This is a genomic window from Pseudomonas sp. 4CAES_32.4 (genome assembly GCF_058136335.1).
The window spans coordinates 6048981-6072186 of record NZ_CM176882.1 but is presented as its reverse complement, the minus strand read 5'-3'; the positions used below and the strand labels follow the sequence as shown (position 1 = coordinate 6072186).

Annotated in this window: 25 protein-coding genes and 1 pseudogene; 12 read left to right on the top strand and 14 right to left on the bottom strand. The window is 59.6% G+C overall.

Going from position 1 to position 23206, the window contains the following annotated elements; translation table 11 throughout:
• Positions 1-54: 54 nt before the first annotated feature.
• From AC3Y64_RS27475 to coaBC, 7 genes and pseudogenes are all read right to left on the bottom strand, one after another.
• On the bottom strand, positions 55-438 hold the full coding sequence (locus tag AC3Y64_RS27475; protein ID WP_489985882.1) for a hypothetical protein: 384 nt from the start codon (positions 436-438) through the stop codon (positions 55-57).
• Positions 425-997, bottom strand: a complete 573-nt coding sequence (locus AC3Y64_RS27470; protein ID WP_489985881.1) for a hypothetical protein — start codon at positions 995-997, stop codon at positions 425-427. Before AC3Y64_RS27470 ends, AC3Y64_RS27475 begins: the two co-directional genes overlap by 14 nt.
• A gap of 17 nt (positions 998-1014) precedes the next feature.
• Entirely contained in the window at positions 1015-1227 is a 213-nt protein-coding gene (locus AC3Y64_RS27465; protein WP_489985880.1) for a hypothetical protein, read from the bottom strand.
• Between the two features lie 203 nt (positions 1228-1430).
• On the bottom strand, positions 1431-2336 hold the full coding sequence (gene argB, locus AC3Y64_RS27460) for an acetylglutamate kinase (protein ID WP_064389560.1): 906 nt from the start codon (positions 2334-2336) through the stop codon (positions 1431-1433).
• A 16-nt stretch (positions 2337-2352) separates the two neighbouring features.
• Positions 2353-3729, bottom strand: a pseudogene (locus AC3Y64_RS27455) (phosphomannomutase/phosphoglucomutase); the annotation flags it as partial.
• A gap of 324 nt (positions 3730-4053) precedes the next feature.
• Positions 4054-4509, bottom strand: coding sequence for a dUTP diphosphatase (dut, locus tag AC3Y64_RS27450; protein ID WP_095049326.1), 456 nt, complete (start codon positions 4507-4509; stop codon positions 4054-4056).
• A 5-nt stretch (positions 4510-4514) separates the two neighbouring features.
• The gene (gene coaBC / locus AC3Y64_RS27445) at positions 4515-5723 is read right to left on the bottom strand and encodes a bifunctional phosphopantothenoylcysteine decarboxylase/phosphopantothenate--cysteine ligase CoaBC (RefSeq protein WP_122604565.1); all 1209 of its coding nucleotides are present in this window, start codon (positions 5721-5723) and stop codon (positions 4515-4517) included.
• A 135-nt stretch (positions 5724-5858) separates the two neighbouring features.
• Here coaBC and radC point away from each other — a divergent pair, with 135 nt between their 5' ends.
• Positions 5859-6533: a RadC family protein gene (gene radC, locus AC3Y64_RS27440; RefSeq protein WP_489985879.1), complete on the top strand. Its 675-nt coding sequence runs from the start codon at positions 5859-5861 to the stop codon at positions 6531-6533.
• A 77-nt stretch (positions 6534-6610) separates the two neighbouring features.
• On the opposite strand, the gene AC3Y64_RS27435 is transcribed toward radC, so the two are convergent.
• Positions 6611-8200, bottom strand: a complete 1590-nt coding sequence (locus tag AC3Y64_RS27435) for an ABC transporter substrate-binding protein (protein WP_489985878.1) — start codon at positions 8198-8200, stop codon at positions 6611-6613.
• Positions 8201-8648: 448 nt separating this feature from the next.
• Here AC3Y64_RS27435 and rpmB point away from each other — a divergent pair, with 448 nt between their 5' ends.
• Positions 8649-8882, top strand: a complete 234-nt coding sequence (gene rpmB, locus AC3Y64_RS27430) for a 50S ribosomal protein L28 (protein ID WP_007920377.1) — start codon at positions 8649-8651, stop codon at positions 8880-8882.
• An 11-nt stretch (positions 8883-8893) separates the two neighbouring features.
• Positions 8894-9049 (top strand): 50S ribosomal protein L33, encoded by a 156-nt coding sequence (rpmG, locus tag AC3Y64_RS27425; RefSeq protein ID WP_016772554.1) that lies wholly within the window; start codon positions 8894-8896, stop codon positions 9047-9049.
• Between the two features lie 86 nt (positions 9050-9135).
• On the opposite strand, the gene AC3Y64_RS27420 is transcribed toward rpmG, so the two are convergent.
• Together AC3Y64_RS27420 and AC3Y64_RS27415 are read right to left on the bottom strand one after the other, a co-directional pair.
• Positions 9136-9357, bottom strand: a complete 222-nt coding sequence (locus tag AC3Y64_RS27420) for a hypothetical protein (RefSeq protein WP_489985877.1) — start codon at positions 9355-9357, stop codon at positions 9136-9138.
• A 107-nt stretch (positions 9358-9464) separates the two neighbouring features.
• Entirely contained in the window at positions 9465-9827 is a 363-nt protein-coding gene (locus AC3Y64_RS27415) for a cupin domain-containing protein (protein ID WP_489985876.1), read from the bottom strand.
• 235 nt (positions 9828-10062) lie between these two features.
• Here AC3Y64_RS27415 and AC3Y64_RS27410 point away from each other — a divergent pair, with 235 nt between their 5' ends.
• A complete protein-coding gene (locus tag AC3Y64_RS27410) occupies positions 10063-11556 on the top strand; it encodes an aldehyde dehydrogenase (protein ID WP_041071948.1) in 1494 nt (497 codons plus the stop codon).
• Positions 11557-11743: 187 nt separating this feature from the next.
• On the top strand, positions 11744-12889 hold the full coding sequence (locus AC3Y64_RS27405; protein ID WP_489985875.1) for an MFS transporter: 1146 nt from the start codon (positions 11744-11746) through the stop codon (positions 12887-12889).
• Positions 12890-12975: 86 nt separating this feature from the next.
• Here the strand turns inward: AC3Y64_RS27405 and AC3Y64_RS27400 are convergent, their stop codons facing one another.
• Both AC3Y64_RS27400 and AC3Y64_RS27395 read right to left on the bottom strand, forming a co-directional pair.
• Entirely contained in the window at positions 12976-14544 is a 1569-nt protein-coding gene (locus AC3Y64_RS27400) for a phospholipase D-like domain-containing protein (protein ID WP_489985874.1), read from the bottom strand.
• Positions 14545-14604: 60 nt separating this feature from the next.
• On the bottom strand, positions 14605-16026 hold the full coding sequence (locus tag AC3Y64_RS27395; protein ID WP_489985873.1) for an aminotransferase-like domain-containing protein: 1422 nt from the start codon (positions 16024-16026) through the stop codon (positions 14605-14607).
• A 179-nt stretch (positions 16027-16205) separates the two neighbouring features.
• Between AC3Y64_RS27395 and AC3Y64_RS27390 the strand changes: the two genes are divergently transcribed.
• Positions 16206-16451, top strand: a complete 246-nt coding sequence (locus AC3Y64_RS27390; protein ID WP_489985872.1) for a DUF1127 domain-containing protein — start codon at positions 16206-16208, stop codon at positions 16449-16451.
• Between the two features lie 117 nt (positions 16452-16568).
• Here AC3Y64_RS27390 and AC3Y64_RS27385 read toward each other — a convergent pair whose 3' ends face one another.
• Positions 16569-17879, bottom strand: coding sequence for an NAD(P)/FAD-dependent oxidoreductase (locus AC3Y64_RS27385; protein WP_489985871.1), 1311 nt, complete (start codon positions 17877-17879; stop codon positions 16569-16571).
• A 147-nt stretch (positions 17880-18026) separates the two neighbouring features.
• Here AC3Y64_RS27385 and AC3Y64_RS27380 point away from each other — a divergent pair, with 147 nt between their 5' ends.
• The gene (locus tag AC3Y64_RS27380; RefSeq protein WP_038359217.1) at positions 18027-18380 is read left to right on the top strand and encodes a YkgJ family cysteine cluster protein; all 354 of its coding nucleotides are present in this window, start codon (positions 18027-18029) and stop codon (positions 18378-18380) included.
• A 131-nt stretch (positions 18381-18511) separates the two neighbouring features.
• Here the strand turns inward: AC3Y64_RS27380 and AC3Y64_RS27375 are convergent, their stop codons facing one another.
• On the bottom strand, positions 18512-19000 hold the full coding sequence (locus AC3Y64_RS27375) for an Lrp/AsnC ligand binding domain-containing protein (RefSeq protein ID WP_003206849.1): 489 nt from the start codon (positions 18998-19000) through the stop codon (positions 18512-18514).
• A gap of 155 nt (positions 19001-19155) precedes the next feature.
• Here AC3Y64_RS27375 and dadA point away from each other — a divergent pair, with 155 nt between their 5' ends.
• From dadA to AC3Y64_RS27350, 5 genes are all read left to right on the top strand, one after another.
• Positions 19156-20457, top strand: a complete 1302-nt coding sequence (dadA, locus tag AC3Y64_RS27370) for a D-amino acid dehydrogenase (RefSeq protein WP_489985870.1) — start codon at positions 19156-19158, stop codon at positions 20455-20457.
• Entirely contained in the window at positions 20432-20785 is a 354-nt protein-coding gene (locus AC3Y64_RS27365) for a RidA family protein (RefSeq protein ID WP_053125004.1), read from the top strand. The genes dadA and AC3Y64_RS27365 overlap by 26 nt, the downstream gene beginning before the upstream one ends.
• 95 nt (positions 20786-20880) lie before the next feature.
• Positions 20881-21954 carry an alanine racemase gene (alr, locus tag AC3Y64_RS27360; protein WP_489985869.1) on the top strand — a complete coding sequence of 358 codons (1074 nt, stop codon included), beginning with the start codon at positions 20881-20883 and terminating at the stop codon, positions 21952-21954.
• Positions 21955-22042: 88 nt separating this feature from the next.
• Positions 22043-22591: a cupin domain-containing protein gene (locus tag AC3Y64_RS27355; protein WP_008086779.1), complete on the top strand. Its 549-nt coding sequence runs from the start codon at positions 22043-22045 to the stop codon at positions 22589-22591.
• A gap of 182 nt (positions 22592-22773) precedes the next feature.
• On the top strand, positions 22774-23190 hold the full coding sequence (locus AC3Y64_RS27350) for a c-type cytochrome (protein ID WP_194936471.1): 417 nt from the start codon (positions 22774-22776) through the stop codon (positions 23188-23190).
• Positions 23191-23206: the final 16 nt, after the last annotated feature.

Genomic DNA, 23206 nt, shown 5'->3' with positions numbered 1-23206 from the left:
CGGCAATAAAAAGACCCCGTTCAGTCACGCTGAGCGGGGTCTTTTGGTTTTCAGTTAGCACAGCTTTCGCCATTTTCTCAGCAGCTTCACGGTCAGGCCTACGTTTATCAGCGCAAAAGCCAGCAGCGCGATCACCACCATGACATACAGCGTGCGATCCACATCAAAATCCCATGGAGCGAATTCACTGCTGCGCAAGATGCGTACGGCGGCGGGCAAATTGACGTAAAACAACGTCGCAAAAGCGCACGTCAGTGGCAGCGCTCGCCAGTAAAAAGCATCCCTGACTTTTTCCCGGCTACGCCTTCTGTTCTGCGGGCCTGATTGGAATTCATCCAGCGCCAAGGCTTGGTTAAGTGTCGGCCAAGCCAAGTTGAACAGAAAAGTAGTCAGGGTCAGCAGCAGGCCACTGACCGCGACGATGTCACTGAACGGCATTGAGTCCGAGCGTCGCGCACAGCAAATCGTGAGAATCCTCACTGATCTCGAACTGCCCGGCGCTGCCTTTGCGTTTGGTGATGGGTTTGAAGGTCGGCTCATTCTGCGTGATCAGCATGTTCAACTCGTCACGAATCACGTCCGAGCTGATGACCACCAGATACACGGTTTGCGCATATTCCGCAGACGCCACGACCGCACGCATGCTGTGTTGCAGGATGTCATCGAGCTGATTGCGAAAGCGCGACACCGTGTTCTTCAGCAGGGTTTTGCTTTGGCTCTGGGTCAGCTGAAAGATCGTCGAGATTTGCGATTCGGTCGGCAAGGTCTGCCCGAAGTAGCTTTGAATCAAGTACAGCAGACGATCCTGCTTGGCCTCGTCAGCCCGGCTGGGCATGCCACCCTCGACCAGCATTTTCAGGTATTCGGTCAGGCTGGCCTTGGCGATGCGCTGAAGAGCGTGAGCAATTTCGGCGTCGTTGATGCGCAGCGTCTTTTTGACTGGTTCCTTCTGTTCCTGCTCGAAAGCGTCGGCGTCGATCGTGAACGAGATCTGCATGATTCAGTCCTCCACGATTATTGGGAAGACTGATCCGGGTACGGATCTGCCGCTGCATCGCCCTGGCCGCTCAAGATATTCCAGCCGTTGAGCACATGAGTGCTGGGTTGGTAGTCGGGGCAGGGTGGCAGAGAGGTTTTCGACTGGTTGGAGTATTCGTGTCCGCAATCGGCACATTCGTAAGTGCCTGCTGAAACATCGCTGCCGTAAGGTACGTGGTCTTTTTGCATGGGGAGGATCTCCTGTGGATTCAGGGAAGATCCTATGAGGATTATTGCTTTCGCGATGTCGGACGCTTCGCTGATGAGCGTCGGACGTTTCTCTCGCGCACAAAAAAGATCGAAGTCTTCGTCGGCGCCTACAGAAATTTCATACAGACGAAATTCGTTTTTGTAGGCGCTGCCGCAGGCTGCGATCTTTTATGTTTCAGCGATCAGGGACGCTTGCGATTGCTGATCAGCGTGCCCACACCGGTGTCGGTGAAGATTTCCAGCAGGATTGCGTTCGGCACGCGACCGTCGATGATCAGCGAACTCCCCACACCGCCCTGAACCGCTTCCAGCGCGCAACGGATCTTCGGCAGCATACCGCCGTAGATCGTGCCGTCGGCAATCAGATCGTCGACCTGCTGGGTGCTCAGGCCGGTCAACACGGTGCCCGACTTGTCCATCAGGCCAGCGATGTTGGTCAGCAGCATCAGCTTTTCAGCTTTCAAAGCCTCAGCGACTTTGCCAGCCACCAGGTCAGCGTTGATGTTGTACGACTCGCCGTTGGCACCGACGCCGATAGGCGCGATCACCGGGATGAAATCACCTTTGACCAGCAGGTTGAGCAGGTCAGTGTTGATACCGATGACTTCGCCGACGTGGCCGATGTCGATGATTTCCGGCTGGGTCATCTCCGGGGTCTGACGGGTGACGGTGAGCTTCTTCGCACGAATCAGTTCGGCGTCTTTACCGGTCAGGCCGATGGCGCTGCCGCCGTGGCGGTTGATCAGGTTGACGATGCTCTTGTTGACCTGGCCACCGAGGACCATTTCCACCACGTCCATGGTCGCGGCGTCGGTGACGCGCATGCCATCGACGAAGTGGCTCTCGATCGACAGACGCTTGAGCAGATCACCGATCTGCGGGCCGCCACCGTGCACGACCACCGGGTTGATGCCCACGGCTTTCATCAGCACGATGTCGCGGGCGAAGCCGGTTTTCAGCTCCTCGCTTTCCATCGCGTTGCCGCCGTATTTGATCACCAGGGTCTTGCCGACATAACGTCGGATGTAAGGCAGCGCTTCGGACAGGACCTTGGCAGTGTTGGCGGCGGCATCGCGTTCGAGGGTCATTCAGGGCTCCGGTGGATCAGAACGGTAGTTGGAGATCAGGTGCAACACGTTTCAGTTGGGCGTGGAACACGTCCTTGATACGCGCAAGTTCTGCCTCGTCATCGGCCTCGAAGCGCAGCACCAGCACCGGTGTGGTGTTGGACGCGCGCACCAGGCCCCAGCCTTTGGCGTAATCGACTCGCACGCCGTCGATGGTGGTCAGGTCAGCGCCTGGGCCCCACTGTGCGTCGTGCAGTGCATCAATGATGCTGAATTTGCTCTCTTCGGTCACATGGATATTGATTTCCGGCGTAGAAATATCGTTCGGGAAGGTCGCAAACAGCTCTTCCGCGGTGGATTTTTCCTTGCTGAGGATCTCCAGCAGCCGTGCAGCGCTGTAGATACCGTCATCGAAACCGAACCAGCGCTCCTTGAAGAAGATGTGCCCGCTCATTTCGCCGGCCAACAGCGCACCGGATTGTTTCATTTTCTTTTTGATCAACGAATGACCGGTCTTCCACATTAGCGGCCGACCACCGTATTCCTTGATCAGCGGCACCAGGCGACGGGTGCATTTGACGTCGAAGATGATTTCCGCGTCGGGGTTGCGCTCCAGCACGTCACGGGCGAACAGCATCAGCAGACGATCGGGGTAAACGATGCTGCCGGTGTTGGTCACCACGCCGACACGGTCGCCGTCGCCGTCGAAGGCCAAACCGATGTCGGCGTTGGTTTCCTTGACCTTGGCGATCAGGTCGACGAGGTTTTCAGGCTTGCCCGGATCCGGGTGGTGATTCGGGAAGTTACCGTCGACTTCGCAGAACAGCGGGATGACTTCGCAGTTCAGCGCTTCGATCAGTTGCGGGGCGATCACGCCGGCCGCGCCGTTGCCGCAGTCGACCACAACCTTCATGCGTCGCGCCAGTTTGATGTCCTGGTCGATTTCGGTGTTGTAGCGGTCGAGGATCTCGACTTGGGTGACGCTGCCATTGCCGCTGCTCAAGTTGTTGGTCTTGAGGCGCTCGTGCAGGGCCTGGATTTGTTCGTTGGCGAGGGTGTCGCCGGCGATGACGATCTTGAAGCCGTTGTAGTTCGACGGGTTGTGGCTGCCGGTGAGCATGACCCCGGACTTGCCGGCCAGGACGTTGGCGGCGTAATACAGCGCCGGCGTCGGCACCAGACCGACATCGCTGACATGGCAGCCGCTCTCGGCGATACCGCGAATCAGCTCTGCAACCAGTTCCGGGCCGGACAAGCGGCCGTCACGACCGACGGACACATTCGGCTCACCTTGAGCGAGGCTCTGCGAACCGATGGCGCGGCCGATCCAGTAAGCGGTTTCGGCATTGAGGAATTCCGGCACGGTGCCGCGAATGTCATAGGCGCGGAAAATGCTGTCGGGCAGCTTCGGGGCAATCTTGGCTGGGGTGCTCATCTACGGAAATGCTCCATCTCGAAAGTGGCGGGACAGACCGACGAATCGTTCGACGGCAGGCTCAAACTGAAGGGTATGACGGCGTTTTCCACAGAGAGTTCGTGGTATGAAAGGGCCATGACGCCTCGCCCGGCGCGGCTTTCGCCCGGCAAAACCTTGATTTTCGGTGTTAAAACCTGTCGCACAAATTGCACAAATTTCCCCCGTAGGAGCTGCCGAAGGCTGCGATCTTTTGACTTTGTTTTTTAAGATCAAGATCAAAAGATCGCAGCCTTCGGCAGCTCCTACAGGAGATGTATTCCGTTATTTGGTGCCGGTGTGGCCAAACCCGCCGGTGCCGCGTTCGGTTTCGACGAACTCTTCGACCATTTCGAAGTGCGCCTGTACCACCGGTACCAGCACCAGTTGCGCCAGACGTTCGCCGACGGTCATGGTGAAGTCGGTCTGGCCACGGTTCCAGCACGACACCATCAGCGGGCCTTGATAATCCGAGTCGATCAGGCCAACGAGGTTGCCCAGCACGATGCCGTGCTTATGGCCCATGCCCGAGCGCGGCAGGATCAGCGCGGCGAGGTTCGGGTCGCCGATGTAAACCGACAGACCGGTGGGGATCAGTACGGTTTCACCCGGCTTGATCACAATGTCCTGATCCAGCATGGCGCGCAGGTCGAGGCCGGCGGAGCCTGGCGTGGCGTATTGCGGCAGCGGGAATTCGGTGCCGATGCGTGGGTCGAGGATCTTGGCTTGCAAAGCGTGCATGTAAATTAAACCTGGTTCAGACGTTCGGCGATAAAAGTGACCAGTTGGCGAGCGATCTTGCTCTTGCTGGTCTGGGCGAAAACCGTGGCGTGCAGCTCACGGTCAATCACGCTGCAGGCGTTTTCTTCGCTGTTGAAACCGATGCTCGGGTTGGCGACGTCGTTGGCGACGATCAAATCGAGATTCTTGTCCTTCAGCTTGCGTGCAGCGTAGTCGAGCAGGTGTTCGGTCTCGGCGGCAAAGCCGACACTGAACGGACGGTCGGGACGGGTCGCGATGGTGGCCAGGATGTCTGGGTTACGCACCATTTGCAGGACAAAGCCGTCACCGCTCGTAGGATCTTTCTTGAGTTTTTGCGGGGCGACGACTTCCGGGCGGTAGTCCGCTACGGCTGCCGAGGCGATAAACACGTCGCACGGGATCGCCGATTCACAGGCCGCGAGCATGTCGCGGGCACTGACCACGTCGATGCGCGTGACGCGGTCCGGCGTCGGCAGGTGCACCGGGCCGCTGATCAGCGTAACGCGGGCGCCGGCTTCAACCGCTGCTTCGGCGAGGGCAAAACCCATTTTCCCGGAGCTGTGGTTGGTGATGTAGCGCACCGGATCGATGTTTTCCTGGGTCGGGCCGGCGGTAATGACGACGTGTTTGCCGGTCAGTGCCTGACGCTGGAAGCAGTCTGCCGCGCATTGTGCGAGGTCGGTGGCCTCCATCATCCGGCCCATGCCGACGTCGCCGCAGGCCTGGCTGCCCGAGGCCGGGCCGAAAGTCTTCAGGCCACGGCTTTCAAGGAGTTGCAGGTTGGCCTGGGTCGCCGGGTCGCGCCACATCGCCTGGTTCATCGCTGGAGCAACCGCGACGACAGCGTCGGTGGCGAGCACCAGCGTGGTCAGCAAATCGTTGGCAATGCCTTGGGCAAGACGGGCGAGCAGGTCGGCGGTCGCCGGGGCGATCAGCACCAGGTCGGCCCATTTGGCCAGCTCGATGTGGCCCATCGCAGCTTCAGCCGCCGGGTCGAGCAAGTCGAGGTGCACCGGGTGGCCGGACAGTGCCTGCATGGTCAGCGGGGTGATGAACTCGGCGCCGCCGTGGGTCATGACCACACGCACTTCGGCGCCCTGGTCGATCAGGCGACGAACCAGATCAGCGCTCTTGTAGGCCGCGATGCCGCCGCCGACGCCCAGAACGATGCGTTTCCGATACAGCCGCTGCATAGGTCTGCCTTTCATTTCGTGGGTGACATACGTGGCGAAACCCCCTCCCCAGGGTGAATTCGCCCGCAAAAAAGATGGGCTAAGATATCACAGCGACCGCTACGGAACAGCGGCGCCCACAGACAGGGAATGTGTATGAGTATTCGCGATTGGCCTGCGGCGGAACGCCCGCGGGAAAGGTTATTGGAGCACGGGGCAGCGAGCCTTTCGGACGCTGAGTTATTGGCGATTTTTCTGCGTACCGGATTGCCCGGATTAAGTGCTGTGGATCTGGCGCGCAATCTGCTGACTCAATTCGGCAGCCTGCGTTTGCTGCTCGAGGCCGATCAGGACGCATTCAGCAAACAATTGGGTCTCGGGCCGGCGAAGTTTGCGCAACTGCAAGCGGCTCAGGAGATGAACAAAAGGCATCTGGCCGAGAAGTCACGGCAGAAACCCGCCCTGGAAAGCCCTAAAGTCGTTCGCGACTATCTGAAAGCAATGCTGCGTCACGAGCCGCACGAAGTATTTGCTTGCCTGTTTCTCGACTCCAAACATCAAGTACTCACATTCGAGACGCTGTTTCGCGGCTCCATCGACAACACCAGCGTGCATCCCCGAGAGATTGTGAAACGATGTCTGGCCAATAACGCCGCGGCGTTGATCCTGTGCCACAACCATCCGTCGGGGAACACTGACCCCAGTCAGGCGGATCGACTGCTGACCAAGCGTTTGCAGAAGGCGCTGGAGCTGATTGATGTGCGGGTGCTTGATCACTTCATCGTCGGTGATGGCGAGCCGCTGTCGATGGCGGAATGTGGCTGGATGTAAAAAAACAGCGGCAAGCGTCGAGCTACAAGCGGCAAGCTAGAGCCCTGCGCGGACAGCTCTAGCTTGCGGCTTGCCGCTTATGGATTGACGCTGGTTTTGGAATAGTCCTGTCGGCCAAACGGGCTCACCGAATAACCTTGCACGTCTTTACGCGTCAGCGCATAGGCAGTCGGGTGCGCCAGCGGCAGCCACAGCGCCTGTTGCTGAATCTGCGCCTGCGCCTGCTCGTACAGCTTGGTACGCACACCTTGTTCGCTGGTGGTCTTGCCGGCGCTGATCAGCTTGTCCAGATCAGCATTGCAGTAGCGTGCGAAGTTGGTGCCGGACTTGACCGCCGCGCAGGAAAACTGCGGCGTGAGGAAGTTGTCCGGGTCGCCGTTATCGCCGGCCCAGCCCATGAACAGCAGATCATGCTCGCCAGCCTTGGCCCGGCGAATCAGCTCGCCCCACTCGATCACGCGGATTTCCGCCTGAATGCCGATTTCCGCCAGATCCGATTGCAACATCTGCGCGCCCAGGCTCGGGTTCGGATTGAGCAGGCTGCCCGAAGGGCGCGTCCAGATGGTGGTCTGGAAGCCATCCTTCAGCCCGGCCTTAGCCAACAGCGCCTTGGCTTTGGCGACATCGTGCGGATAACCCGGCAGGTTCTTCGCGTTGCTCCAGGTGTTCGGCGGGTAAGGACCGTTGGCGGCTTCGGCGGTGTCTTCAAACACAGCTTTGATGTAGTTGGCCTTGTCGAAGGCGAGGTTGATCGCCTGACGCACTTCCGGCTTGTCCAGCGGCGGATGCTGGCTGTTGATGCCGACGAAAGCGGTCATGAAGGCGTCAGTCTTTTCGACTTTCAGCGTCGGCTCCTTCAGCGCCGCTTGTACGTCGAGTGGTTTCGGCGACAGGGCGATCTGGCACTCGTTACGCCGCAGCTTTTGCAGGCGCACGTTGGCGTCCGGGGTGATGGCGAAGATCAGCGGATCGACCGAAGGTTTGCCGCCGAAGTAGTCCGGGTTGGCCTTGTAGCGGATCGCCGCGTCTTTCTGGAAGCGGCTGAACACGAACGGGCCGGTACCGATCGGCTGGCTGTTGAGCTTGTCGGTCGCGCCGGCCTTCATCAGTTTGTCGGCGTATTCGGCGGAGTAGATCGAAGCGAAGCCCATGCTCAGTGTGGCGAGGAACGTCGAGTCCGGATGATCAAGGGTGAAGCGCACGGTCAGCGGATCGAGGGCGTCGATCTTCTTGATCAACGCCGGCAACTGCATCGATTGCGCGTGCGGGAAGCCGCTCTGCGCGACCTTGTGCCACGGGTTAGCCGGGTCGAGCATGCGGTCGAAGCTGAACTTGACGTCTTCGGCGGTCAGCTCGCGGCTCGGCTTGAAGTAATCGGTCGTGTGAAACTTTACCTGCGGATGCAGCTTGAACACGTAAGTCAGGCCATCGGTGCTGACTTCCCAGCTGTCGGCCAGGCTCGGCACGACTTTGCCGCTGGCAGTGTCGAAGTCCACCAGACGATTCATCAGCACGTCGGCCGAAGCGTTGGTGGTGGTCAGCGAGTTGTATTGCACCACATCGAACCCTTCCGGGCTGGCCTCAGTGCAGACGCTCAGCGCGGCGGCCTGGGCCAGAGGGCTCAGCAGGAGCGGGGCGAGCAACAGGGGTAGGGCAGCGAGGCGCATGGTCGGTTTCCTTTTACAGATCGAAGGCCCATCTGCAAGTGCAGTCTGGAAAAGGCCTACCCTAGAGGGCTGGATTACAAATGACTATCCCCTTTTTGCATTTTAAGGGCACAGTGATGGCAGTTTTTCAGACCGCGGTGCCTCGCAAAAAGTCTGCAACCTTCGTAGAAGTGATTTTCTGCGACGAGTGGTAAAAGTCTGTGCCAGCCTTTATCCAAGGCGTTCGCAGGCTGGAAAAACGCCTTTTTGTGGATTGATTGCACACGGAAAGTTGTTGCACCTCAGTCTTTCTGGTATAAAGCAGCGCTCTTTTCTAGGGGCCCGGTTCCTTCACTGTAGGTGTAGCCGGTAAGACCTCTAAAGAAACGCGGCGCCTGGCGCCAAATGACTGAGAGATTAAGCGGCCAACCCATGCCGGGTTGGGCATGTGGTTTTAGAGGGCTGAGGCATGTCGAGAGTATGTCAAGTTACCGGTAAGGGTCCGGTGACTGGGAATAACATTTCCCACGCAAACAACAAAACCCGTCGTCGTTTCCTGCCGAACCTGCAGCATCACCGCTTCTGGGTTGAAGAAGAGAAACGTTTTGTGCGTCTGCGCGTATCTGCCAAAGGCATGCGTATCATCGACAAGCGTGGCATCACTGTCGTGCTCGCCGAACTTCGCCGCGATGGCAAGATTTAAGGGAGCTAATCATGCGTGAATTGATTCGTTTGATCTCGAGCGCCGGTACTGGTCACTTCTACACTACCGACAAGAACAAGCGTACTACCCCGGACAAAATCGAGATCAAGAAATATGATCCGGTTGTTCGCAAGCACGTGATGTACAAGGAAGGCAAAATCAAGTAATTGATTTTTCCTGACTTACGAAAAAGGCCCGTATCTCACGATACGGGCCTTTTTTGTTGCCTGAAGAAACGTTACGTCAGCGACGTTTAACCAAAATAGATCGAGATGATCCGGTCATCGGTGTTGACGTTCAGATTGATGCGCTCAGCGCGCGAGTCATAGGTCGCCACGTAATTGCCCCACGGGCGGGTAGGGCGTCCGGTGGTGTCTTCCACTTGCTGGCGCAAGGCTTCGGAGTATTGCGTACCGATGACCGAGTTGATCAGGTCGAGTACTTGGGCGTCGGTGTAAGTCGTGGCATTGGCCATGCTGCATTCCTTGCGGCAGAGTGATTATCAAGGCACCTCGTGAATCGAGATGCCGATTGATAATCAACCGACAAGAACTGCCGAGTGCGGTAGATAGTTATACCGCCTCAGGCTTTTTGTTCGAAGATCACATAGATTTTGCGGCACGCTTCGAGCACTTCCCAAGTGCCACGGAAGCCTGCCGGAATCACGAACCGGTCGCCCACACGCAAGGTCTTGGCATTGCCCTCGCCATCACGCAGTACCGAAACACCCTGCAGGATCTCGCAATATTCATGCTCGGTGTAATTCACCGTCCATTGACCCACCGCACCTTCCCACACGCCAACGCCCATTTGCCCACAAGGGCTTTCGTATTGGTGAAACACCGCTTGTTCAGGATCACCCTTGAGGACCTTGGCCGGGTCCGGGCGATAGCGTTCGGCTTCACTGCTGGTCAGGCTGATGTCGACGACGTTCTGGATGTTCATTGTTGTTATCCCCTGTGAATACGGCGCGATTGGCTGGAAAGGGCCAAAGTCTATGTTGATTAAAATCAACACCGCAAGGCCGTATGGCCACCTTATGTCAAATATATTGAAACAACCCCGGCCGCTGGTTTAGGGTGGCGGTTGCCTCGGGCCGAAATGCAGGCTGGCCGGGCAGAATTCTTGAAGACGTCCGCGAAGATCGCGGCGCCCGTATTCAATAGAGGAGGACACCCGAATGACCACCCTGACTCGTGCCGACTGGGAACAACGTGCCCGCGACCTGAAAATCGAAGGCCGCGCCTACCTGAATGGCGAATACACCGACGCCGTCTCCGGCGAAACCTTCGAGTGCATCAGCCCGGTCGATGGCCGTCTGCTCGGCAAGATCGCCAGCTGTGACGCCGCCGATGCCCAGCGCGCCGTGGAAAACGCCCGCGCTACCTTCAATTCCGGCGTCTGGTCGCGCCTGGCACCGACCAAACGCAAAGCCACCATGATCCGTTTTGCCGGTCTGCTCAAGCAGCACGCCGAAGAACTGGCCCTGCTCGAAACCCTCGACATGGGCAAGCCGATCAGCGATTCGCTGTACATCGACGTTCCGGGCGCGGCGCAAGCGCTGAGCTGGAGCGGTGAAGCGATCGACAAGATCTACGACGAAGTCGCCGCTACACCGCACGATCAACTGGGTCTGGTGACTCGCGAGCCTGTGGGTGTGGTTGGCGCCATCGTGCCGTGGAACTTCCCGCTGATGATGGCCTGCTGGAAACTCGGCCCGGCGCTGTCGACCGGTAACTCGGTGATCCTCAAGCCGTCGGAAAAGTCGCCGCTGACCGCCATCCGCATCGCCGCACTGGCCGTTGAGGCCGGTATTCCGAAAGGCGTGCTCAACGTGCTGCCGGGCTACGGTCACACCGTTGGCAAGGCGCTGGCCCTGCACAACGATGTCGACACGCTGGTGTTCACCGGTTCGACCAAGATCGCCAAGCAACTGATGATCTACTCCGGCGAGTCGAACATGAAGCGCGTCTGGCTGGAAGCGGGTGGCAAGAGCCCGAACATCGTCTTTGCCGATGCGCCGGATCTGCAGGCTGCAGCCGAATCCGCCGCCAGTGCCATCGCCTTCAACCAGGGCGAAGTGTGCACTGCCGGTTCGCGTCTGCTGGTCGAGCGTTCGATCAAGGACAAATTCCTGCCAATGGTGATCGAGGCGCTGAAAACCTGGAAACCGGGCAACCCGCTGGATCCGGCGACCAACGTCGGTGCGCTGGTGGATACCCAGCAAATGAACACCGTGCTGTCGTACATCGAATCCGGCCACAGCGATGGCGCCAAGCTCGTCGCTGGCGGCAAGCGCATCCTTCAGGAAACCGGCGGCACTTACGTTGAGCCAACGATTTTCGACGGTGTGAGCAACGCGATGAAGATCGCCCAGGAAGAGATCTTCGGGCCAGTGCTGTCGGTGATTGCTTTCGATACCGCTGAAGAAGCCATCCAGATCGCCAACGATACGCCGTACGGCCTGGCCGCCGCAGTGTGGACCCAGGACATCTCCAAGGCGCACCTGACCGCCAAGGCCCTGCGTGCCGGCAGCGTGTGGGTCAATCAGTACGATGGCGGCGACATGACCGCACCGTTCGGCGGCTTCAAGCAGTCGGGCAACGGCCGCGACAAGTCGCTGCACGCGTTCGACAAGTACACCGAACTGAAAGCGACGTGGATCAAGCTGTAAGCCGTTAAGGGAGCCTGACTCAGTCCGGTTCCCGAACCATACAGAGATCCCCTGTGGGAGCGAGCTTGCTCGCGAAAGCGGTGTATCAGTCAGCAGAATTGCTGACTGTGAAACCGGATTCGCGAGCAAGCTCGCTCCCACAGTGATTTTGTGGTGCACATAAAAATAATCCACAGGAGCGTGGACCATGCGTTGGGCGACGTATTTCGCCGTGTTGGCGTCTGTCTTGAGTGTTGGCCTGGCCCTGGGGGTCAGCATGCCGCTGGTTTCGTTGCGCCTGGAGGGTTGGGGCTACGGTTCCTTCGCCATTGGTGTGATGGCGGCGATGCCGGCCATTGGCGTGTTGCTGGGCGCGAAGATTTCCAGTCATCTGGCGGCGCGCTTTGGCACGGCCAACCTGATGCGCCTGTGCCTGTGGGCCGGGGCGCTGTCGATTGGCTTGCTGGCGCTGTTGCCGAGTTACCCGATCTGGCTGGTGCTGCGCCTGATGATCGGCGTGATCCTGACCATCGTGTTCATCCTCGGCGAGAGCTGGATCAATCAACTGGTGGTCGAGCACTGGCGCGGTCGTTTGGTGGCGTTGTATGGCAGCAGTTATGCGTTGAGCCAACTCTCGGGTCCGTTGCTGCTGGGCGCATTGGGCACCGAGCATGATTACGGGTTCTGGGTCGGCGTCGGACTGCTGTTGGTGTCGCCGTTGCTGTTGCTGGGTCGTAGCGGTGCGCCGAGCAGTGAAGCGAACAGCGTGACGTTCCGCGATCTATGGGGATTTGCCCGCGAACTGCCAGCGATTGCATGGGCGGTCTCATTGTTTGCGGCGTTCGAGGCGATGATCCTGACCTTGTTGCCGGTGTATTGCCTGCAACAGGGTTTCACCGCTGAAATCGCTTTGGCGATGGTCAGCACCGTGGTGGTCGGCGATGCGCTGCTGCAATTGCCGATAGGTGCGTTGGCCGATTACCTGTCGCGACGCACGCTGTTTGCCGGGTGCGCGGTGGTGCTGATGCTGTCGAGCCTGGCGATTCCGCTACTGCTCGATACGCTGCTGATCTGGCCGCTGTGGGTGTTGTTCGGCGCGAGTGCCGGTGGCTTGTTCACACTGTCGCTGATCCTGATTGGCGAGCGTTATCGCGACGATGCGCTGGTGCGGGCGAATGCGCATATCGCGCAGCTGTGGGGTGTGGGCTGCCTCGTCGGACCGCTGGCAGCGGGGGCGGGAAGCCAGTGGATCAACGGGCATGCGTTGCCGTTGTTGATGGCGATCGGGGCGTTCGGGTTGGTTCTGCTTCTTTTGCGTCAGGGCGCGTTTGGCCCAGTGACCGAGGCTGCGTAGATCGAAAGATCGCAGCCTTCGGCAGTTCCTACAGTTGAAATGCATTCGTTCTGAAGGAGCTGCCGAAGGCTGCGATCTTTTGCTTTTTAAAGCATGCGTTCCAGGCCGACGGTGGTGCTGAACCACGCATTGAAGCGGCGCCACCAACTCCCCGGTTCCTTGGCCAGCGTATGCATCTGGCCATTGTCTTCGGTTACCCAGACGATCTGGCCCTCCTGCAACTTCGCCTCATAGCTCAGCGCTGGCGCCATGCCCTGCAAGGCCAGTTCACGCACATGCTCGGCCAGTTCCGGGCTGTCCACCAACACCCCGACTTCGGTGTTCCACAACACCGAGCGCGGGTCGAAGTTGAACGAGCCGATGAACGACTTCTGGCGATCAAAGATCATCGCCTTGCTGTGCAAACTGGAATCCGAGCCGCGAAACGACTTGCTGTAAAACACATGCGGCCCGCTGCCATAGTTATCCCCAGGCTGGCGCCGCAGTTCATACAATTTCACACCATGTTCGAGCAATGCCTTGCGATACGGCGCATATCCGCCATGCACCGCCGGCACGTCGGTGGCCTCCAGCGAGTTGGTCAGCAGGCTCACCGCGACACCGGCATCGGCACGTCCGGTCAGGTAAACCAAGCCTGGCTGACCCGGCACGAAGTACGCCGAAATCATGATCAGCTCTTTACTCACCCCACGCAGCTCCGGCGCCAGTTGCGTGGTCAGCAGCAATTGCGGATCCGGTTCATCCTTGGCCAAGACCTTGCTCGGTGCATCCCACAGCGCCTGATTCCAAGCCCAGATCAGCTCTTTGCGCCAGACGTCCATGCGCGGTTCGGTGGTGAAAGTCATCAACTGCTGATACAGCGCGTGATTCTGTTTGCGGGTTTCTTCCAGGGATTCTTCCAAGCGCGTGCGGGTGTTCTGCAGGTCTTTGGCGGTTGGCTTGCTGGAGAGGAATTCGTCGATCGGCTTGCTAAGCGCACTGTTCCAGTATTGGTCGAAACTGTGTCCGAGCTGCTCGGCGACCGGGCCGACGCTGAGCATGTCGATGTCGGTGAAATTCAGATTCGGCTCGGCGTCGAAATACTCATCGCCCAGATTGCGCCCGCCGACGATGGCCGCGCTGTTGTCGGCCAGCCACAGTTTGTTGTGCATGCGCCGGTGTTGCAGCGACAGGTTGAACAACCGTCCAGCCGCGCGCGTGACGCCGGTGCTGCGGCCCAGATGCAGCGGGTTGAACAGGCGAATCTGGATCTGTGGGTGGGCTGCCAGCGTGGCGATGATCAGGTCGAGGCCGTCGCTGGTGGTGTCGTCGAGCAGGATGCGTACGCGCACGCCCCGGTCGGCAGCCTTGAGCAATTCGTCCACCAGCATCCGTGTGCTGATGCCGTCATGGACGATGTAGTACTGCAAGTCGAGGCTGACCTGCGCATGGCGGATCAACTCGGCGCGGGCGGTGAAAGATTCGGTGCTGTTGGACAACAGACGGAAGCCGGATTGCCCTTTATACGGTGCGGCTTGCGCCTGAATCGAACGGCCGAAACTGGAGCTCGACGCCGGCAACGCCTGGCTCGGCTCGCGCGGCACATCGAGGCTGGCGCAGCCGCTGAGGAACGAGGTGAATAACAGCAAAGCGAATAGGGGCTGTCTGAAGCTCACGTAGGATCGTTCCGGTTGGCGGCAAAGGTCGGCATATGGACGCTGGTCTGTGGAAAAAGGTCAGTCGGCTTCGGCCAACAATCTGATCGCGGTTTCACCGACCTTGCGCACCGCTTCTTCAACCTGCGCCGTAGGTTTGGCAGCGTAGTTCATCCGCAGGCAATTGCGGTACTTGCCCGAGGCGGAAAAAATGCTGCCGACGGCGATCTGTACGCCTTGGTCGAGCAACTCGCGATTCAGTTTCAGCGTGTCGAAACCTTCCGGCAATTCCACCCATAACAGGAAACTGCCCTGCGGACGGCTGGCGCGGGTGCCCGCCGGAAAGTAGCGCGTGACCCAATCGATCATCATGTCGCGATTGCGCTGGTATTGCGTGCGCATCCGCCGCAAATGCGGCTCGAAATGGCCGGATTTGAGGAATTCGGCAATGGCGATCTGCGGTTGCGGTGCGGTGGATCCGGTGCTGATGTATTTCATGTGCAGCACACGCTCCAGATAACGACCCGGTGCAACCCAGCCAATCCGCAGCCCGGGCGCCAGGGTCTTGGAAAACGAACTGCACAGCAGCACGCGGCCGTCTTCGTCGAAGGATTTGATCGTGCGCGGACGCGGATAGGTGTAGGCCAGTTCGCCATACACATCGTCCTCGATGATCGCCACGTCGAAGCGTTGCGCAAGGTTGAGCAGGGCGCGTTTGCGCGACTCCGGCATGATGTAGCCGAGTGGGTTGTTGCAGTTCGGAGTGAGCTGGATGACCTTGATCGGCCATTGCTCCAGCGCCAGTTCCAGCGCTTCGAGGCTGATGCCGGTGAGCGGGTCGGTGGGGATTTCCAGGGCTTTCATGCCCAGGCCTTTGAGGGTCTGCATGGCGCCGTGGAAGCTTGGCGAATCCACCGCAACGATATCGCCCGGCTCGCAGATCGCGTGGATGCTGGTCGAGAGCGCTTCGTGGCAACCGGTGGTGACCACCAGATCGCTGGGGCTCAGCTGGCAGCCGGAATCGAGCATCAATCGGGCGATCTGTTCCCGCAGTTCGAGGGTGCCATGGATGTTGTCGTAATACAGGCCGGGCATGTCCTGACGACGGCTGATACGCGCGAGGCCACGCAGCAACGGTTTCATGGTCGGCGAGCTGATGTCGGGCATGCCGCGCCCCAGTTGCACGACGTCCTTGCGCGGCACCGCGCGAATCAATTCCAGCACCTGATCCCACTGCGAAATTTCCACTGGCCGTTGCGCCGGTCGGCCGACGGCGGGCAGCTCCGGCAGCTCGCGCCCGACCGGGACGAAATAGCCGGACTTGGGTTTCGGCGTGGCCAGGCCACTGTCCTCGAGCATGCGATAGGCCTGCTGCACCGTGCTCAGGCTGACCCCGTGTTCGACGCTCAAGGCACGCACCGACGGCAGCCGGTCGCCAGGGCGATAGAAGCCTTGTTCGATACGCGTGCCGAGCAATTCGGCGAGGTTTACGTAGAGGGTCATGGCGCTGCCTCGGTGCAGATGATTCGTTAAACCAGTACAGATGCGGCAAAAATCGACAATTCAGTCTTCAGAGCGGCAAATCTGTATGGAGTTAATACAGTTGCTTTGAATCTGTAACGATTTTTGTCGCCCGCGCATCATGGAATCTCTGGCTACCCAAGTAAACAGGAGTATCGAAAATGAACGGCTTGAGCGATGTGCGGCTGACGTTACACAGTCAGGAACTGGCGGCAGGGCAGAAGGATCGTGCGCGCAATGAGATTATGCGCAACGCACCGTCCGGCCTGAGTCGCTGGGATCTGCTGTGGCATCGTCTGCACACGCGCAGGGCGTTGCTGGCGTTGACGGCGGATCAGCTCAAGGACGTCGGGCTGACGCGTGAGCAAGCGCAGGAGGAAGGGTTGAAGCCGTTCTGGCGGATCTGAGATCTGTATGGTCGTTTTGGGCCTCATCGCGAGCAGGCTCACTCCTACAGGGGAACGCATTTCAACTGTAGGAGTGAGCCTGCTCGCGATTGGGCCTTCAAATTCACTGGAAAAAGATCAGACCAACTCTTTAAGGCGATGCCACAACATCCCCAACGCCAACAATGGCGAGCGCAAATGCTTGCCGCCCGGGAAGGTGATGTGCGGCACCTTGGCAAACAGGTCAAACCCGCCACTGTGTTGCCCGCTGATCGCCTCGGCCAGCAACTTGCCCGCCAGGTGCGTGGCATTCACCCCGTGGCCTGAATAAGCCTGGGCGTAATACACATTCGGTTGATCATTCAGTCGACCAATCTGCGGTAAACGGTTGGCACCGATGCCGATCATGCCGCCCCACTGATAATCGATCTTCACCCCGGCCAGTTGCGGGAATACCTCAAGCATTTTTGGCTGCATGTACGCAGCGATGTCTTTCGGATCGCGCCCCGAATAATGGCAGGCACCGCCGAACAGCAAGCGACGATCCGCCGAGAGCCGGTAGTAATCCAGTGCGACGCGTTGGTCGCAGACCGCCATGTTCTGCGGCAGCAGGTTGTGCGCCTGCTCTTCGCTCAACGGTTCGGTGGCAATGATGTAGCTGCCGGCGGGCAGAACCTTGCCGCTGAGTTGCGGATTCAGATCATTCAGATAGGCATTGCAGCCAAGCACCAACGTCTTCGCCCGCACCGAACCTTGGGCGGTGTGGACTTTGACTTCCGGGCCGTAGTCGATACGCGTCACCGCCGAATGCTCGAACAGTTGCACGCCCAGTTGCTGCGCCGCTGCCGCCTCGCCCAAGGCCAGATTCAGCGGATGCAGATGGCCGGAACCCATGTCGATCAAGCCGCCGACGTAGCGCTTGGAGCCGACCACCGTGTGCATCTCGCTGGCTTGCAGCAAGCGGGTTTCGTAGCGATAGCCGAGGCCGCGCAGTTCTTCGGCGTCCTCGGCAAAGCCATCGAGGTCGGAAGCTTTGTTGGCCAGGTCGCAGTAGCCCCAGGTCAGGTCGCAGGCAATCTGAAAGCGCTCGACGCGCCGACGAACGATTTCCACCGCTTCCAGGCCCATCAGTTTCATCTCGCGCACGCCGTCGCTGCCGACGACGTTGGCGAACTGATCGAGGCCATGCCCGACGCCGCGAATCAACTGTCCGCCGTTACGACCGCTGGCGCCCCAGCCGATCTTGTGCGCTTCCAGCAACACCACGCTGAGCCCGCGCTCGGCCAGTTCCAGCGCCGTGTTCAACCCGGAAAACCCACCGCCAACCACACAGACGTCGGCCAGCACTTCGCCTTGCAGCAGCGGATGATCCGGCTGCGGCAGGCTGCTGGCGGCGTAGTAAGAGGCAACGTGAGGTTGGCTCGCGGGGGAGTGGGCGCGGGCAGTCATGGGCGTGATCCTGAGACGGGGTGTCGAGAAAATTTGACGGAGCATAAGCCGCACGCCCGAACGGGGGCAACACTGGTCGGGCTGCGGTGTCTGGATCACGGCTTTTGCGGCACAATTGTCGCCTAATTCACCTCGGTTACCGTTTCGATGAGCTGCAACAGCCAGACAGTCCGCACCTTGCGCCAGCAGATCCCCTCGTTCGAGTGCGTGCCCGGCTGCCACGATTGCTGTGGCCCGGTAACCACCTCGCCGGAAGAAATGGCCCGCCTGCCGCGCAAGACCCGCGCTGAGCAGGATGCGGCGATGGAAGAGCTCAACTGTGTGCATCTGGGGCCGAATGGCTGCACGGTGTATGAAGAGCGGCCGCTGATCTGCCGGTTGTTCGGTACGACCAAAACCTTGCCCTGCCCGAATGAGCGGCGGCCGGTGGAGTTGATTCATCCAAGGGTCGAGAAGCAGATATTCGAGTACATGGCGGCGAATCGGCAGGTGTTGGTCTAGCTGGATAAACCGAGTCGTCTGCATCGCTAGCAGGGCTAGCTCCCACAGGGATTGCAGGTGTTCACATTGTTTGTGTTCACCACTGGACCTGTGGGAGCCAGCCCTGCTGGCGATGGCATCAGCCACACATCTCAATCTGGAATCGGCAGGTTTAGGCTCTCTTTCACCTCTTCCATCACGATATAACTCTTCGACTCCCGCACATGCGGCAGCTTCAGCAGAATGTCGCCCAGCAGCTTGCGGTACGAGGCCATCTCGGAAATCCGCGCCTTCACCAGATAGTCGAAATCCCCTGACACCAGATGACATTCCAGCACGTGCGGCAATTTCAGCACCGCGCGGCGGAACTCTTCGAAAGTGTCGCCGGATTTGTAGTCGAGGCTGATCTCGACAAACACCAGCAAGCTACCCTTCAAGTGCTGCGGATTCAGCCGGGCGTTGTAGCCCATGATGATCCCTTCGCGCTCCAGACGCCGCACGCGCTCGGTGCACGGCGTGGTCGAGAGCCCGACCTTTTCGCCCAGTTCGGTAAAGGAAATCCGCCCGTCCGCCTGCAGGATCCGCAAGATGTTGCGGTCAATCTTGTCCAGCTCACGTTTGGTCTGAGTGTTGGTACGCATAGGGGATGCGCCTCCGTGAAAAGGGTTTTTGCCGAGAATTGTCGCCAAATATAGGCGCTTATATAGTGAAAAGCACTGGCATTTCTTTTTTACACTGCGCGCATCATTGCTCTAACAACAGACGTGCGCGGCCCTGCCGCGATGAGGGATACAAAATGCGTGTAATGGTCTTGGGTAGCGGCGTCATCGGTACCGCCAGTGCTTACTATCTGGCCCGTGCCGGGTTTGAAGTGGTGGTGGTCGACCGGCAGCCAGCCGCGGCCATGGAGACCAGTTTCGCCAACGCCGGCCAAGTGTCGCCGGGCTACGCCTCGCCGTGGGCTGCGCCGGGTGTACCGCTCAAGGCGATCAAGTGGCTGCTGCAACGTCACGCCCCTCTCGCGATCAAGGCCACCGCCGACATCGATCAGTACCTGTGGATGGCGCAGATGCTGCGCAACTGCACCGCCAACCGTTACGCGGTGAACAAGGAACGCATGGTGCGTCTGTCCGAGTACAGCCGCGACTGCCTCGACGAATTGCGCGCTGAAACCGGCATCGCCTACGAAGGCCGCAGCCTCGGTACGACCCAGCTGTTCCGCACTCAGGCGCAGCTTGATGGCGCCGCGAAAGACATCGCCGTACTGAAAGAATCCGGCGTACCGTTCGAAGTCCTCGACCGCGCTGGCATTGCCCGCGTCGAACCAGCGCTGGCGGGCGTCACTGACATCCTCGCCGGTGCCCTGCGTCTGCCGAACGACCAGACTGGCGACTGCCAGATGTTCACCACGCGCCTCGCCGAAATGGCCGTGAAACTCGGTGTCGAATTCCGCTTCGGTCAGGACATCCAGAAACTCGACTACGCCGGTGATCGCATCAACGGCGTGTGGATCGACGGCAAGCTGGAAACCGCCGACCGCTACGTGCTGGCCCTCGGCAGCTACTCGCCACAATTGCTCAAGCCGCTGGGCATCAAGGCCCCGGTTTATCCATTGAAGGGTTACTCGCTGACGGTGCCGATCACCAACCCGGCGATGGCTCCGACGTCGACCATTCTCGACGAGACCTACAAGGTCGCAATCACCCGTTTCGACAACCGCATCCGCGTCGGGGGCATGGCCGAGATCGCCGGTTTTGACCTGTCGCTCAACCCGCGTCGGCGCGAAACCCTGGAGATGATCGTCAACGACCTTTATCCTCAGGGCGGCAATCTGGCCGAAGCGAGCTTCTGGACCGGTCTGCGTCCGACCACCCCGGATGGCACGCCGATCGTTGGCGCCACGCCGTTCAAGAATCTGTTCCTCAACACCGGTCACGGCACGCTTGGTTGGACCATGGCATGCGGTTCCGGTCGCTTGCTGGCCGACCTGATGGCGAAGAAAAAGCCACAGATCAGTGCCGAAGGCCTCGATATTTCCCGTTACGGCAACAAAATTCAGGAGTCCGCAAAACATGTCAATCCAGCGCCAGCTCACTAATGAGCGCATGAGTCAGATCGTCAGCCACAACGGCACCGTGTATCTGGCCGGGCAGGTCGGCGATGACTTCAACGCCGGGATTGAACAGCAGACCCGCGACGTTCTCGCCAATATCGAGCGTTTGCTTGATCTGGCCGGCACCGACAAGCAGCACCTGTTGTCGGCGACGATTTACCTGAACGGCATCGATGAACACTTCGCCGGGATGAATTCGGTGTGGGATCAGTGGCTGCCAAAAGGCGCTGCACCGGCCCGCGCCACCGTTGAAGCGAAAATGGCCAAGCCGAGCATTCTGGTAGAAATCTCTATCGTCGCCGCGCTGCCGTAAACCGATGTAAAGATCCCTCTCCCGGCGCTGTTGGCGGTTCACGTCGTCAGTCGGCGCCGGTTTTTCTTCCCATGACCGCCTAGAAGTCTGCCGCCATGCGTCCTGCCCGTGCCCTGATCGATCTTCAAGCCCTGCGCCACAACTACCGAATTGCCCGCGAAGTCACCGGCGCCAAGGCGCTTGCGGTGATCAAGGCGGACGCCTACGGCCATGGCGCGGTGCGTTGCGCCCAGGCGCTGGAAGCCGAGGCCGACGGTTTTGCCGTGGCCTGCATCGAAGAGGCTTTGGAGCTGCGCGCTGCTGGTATTCGCGCACCGGTGCTGCTGCTCGAAGGTTTTTTCGAGGCCGATGAGCTGGCGCTGATCGTCGAGCATGATTTCTGGACGGTGGTGCACTCGCTGTGGCAACTCGAAGCGATCGAGCAGGCCGCGCTGAGCACACCGATTACTGTTTGGCTGAAGCTTGATTCGGGCATGCATCGCGTTGGTCTGCATCCGAAGGATTATCCAGCGGCATATCAGCGTCTGCTGGCCAGCGGCAAAGTGGCGAAAATCGTCTTGATGAGCCACTTCGCCCGCGCCGATGAGCTGCATGCGCAGAGCAGCACCGAGCAAGTCGCCGTGTTTGAGGCGGCGCGTCAGGGCTTGGCGGCGGAAGTCAGCCTGCGCAACTCGCCCGCCGTGCTTGGCTGGCCGCAGATTCATAGTGATTGGGTGCGTCCGGGCATCATGCTCTACGGCGCGACCCCGTTCGAAGAAGCCAACGCCGTCGCCGATCGTCTGCAACCGGTGATGACCCTGGAATCGAAAGTCATCAGCGTGCGCGAACTGCCCGCTGGCGAGCCGGTGGGTTATGGCGCCAAGTTCATCACCGACAAACCGATGCGCATCGGCGTGGTGGCCATGGGTTACGCCGATGGTTATCCGCGTCAGGCGCCGACCGGTACGCCGGTGTTGGTCGCCGGCAAACGCAGCCGCATTCTTGGTCGGGTGTCGATGGACATGCTCTGCATCGATCTCACGGACGTACCGGAAGCGGGCCTCGGTGCCACCGTCGAACTGTGGGGCAAAAACATCCTCGCCAGTGAAGTGGCGCAGTGGGCTGACACCATCCCGTACCAGATCTTCTGCAACCTGCGCCGGGTGCCAAGGCTCTATTCCGAGGGTTAGGGCCGCTGCGGGGGCCAAGTGTTGTAAATACTGAACGCTGTCGCCATGATAACGCTCAATATTCTTACAACATCAGGAGGCTCGCGCCTTGGACGTCGGTGAACGACTGCAATCGATCCGCAAGCTCAAAGGGCTTTCCCAGCGTGAACTCGCCAAACGCGCGGGCGTCACCAACAGCACCATTTCGATGATCGAAAAGAACAGCGTCAGCCCTTCGATCAGTTCGCTGAGGAAGGTACTGGGCGGCATTCCCATGTCCATGGTCGAGTTCTTTTCCGAAGAAATCCTGCAGGAAGTACCGACCCAGATCGTCTACAAGGCCAACGAGCTGATCGACATCTCCGACGGCGCCGTGACCATGAAACTGGTCGGCCGCGCGCACCCCAGCCGCGCCATCGCATTCCTCAATGAAATCTACCCGCCGGGCGCCGATACCGGCGAAGAAATGCTCACCCATGAAGGCGAAGAAACCGGGATTCTGGTGGAAGGTCGTCTGGAACTGGTGGTGGGTCTGGAAACTTTTATTCTCGAAGCCGGCGACAGCTACTACTTTGAAAGTACCAAGCCGCATCGTTTTCGAAATCCGTTCGACTTGCCTGCGCGACTAATCAGCGCAGCCACGCCAGCGAATTTCTAAACCAAGAGGCGCCAGGCCACTACGGTGAAGGCACCCGGACCGTTTTACCGATGCGCAACAAGACCCCTTTAATCATGGGGTTGTTTCAGTGTAGCGGGCTACCCGCTATACTTGCGCCCGCCTGCGAACCGTGGCCGCAGGCGTGAATAGCCACCATTGAGGGTGAACGCGTGAATCTAATTATGAAAATGCTGGCTGCACCAGCAACCGTATTGGCCCTCTGGGCTGTCAGCGCTCAAGCTGCGACGAATGACGACATTGCCAAGCGCCTCGAGCCGGTCGGCCAGGTGTGTGTTCAAGGTCAGGAATGCAAAGGGATGGAAGTGGCAGCCTCCGCAGGCGGCGGTGGCGGAGCCAAGACGCCGGACGAAGTGATTGCCAAACATTGCAACGCTTGCCACGGCACCGGCCTGTTGGGCGCGCCGAAAATCGGTGACACCGCAGCCTGGAAAGAACGCGCCGATCACCAGGGCGGCCTCGACGGCATCCTCGCCAAAGCCATCACCGGTATCAACTCGATGCCGCCAAAAGGCACTTGCGCCGATTGCTCGGATGCCGAGCTCAAAGGTGCAATCGAGAAGATGTCCGGCCTGAAATAAGCTGCGCTTCTGACGA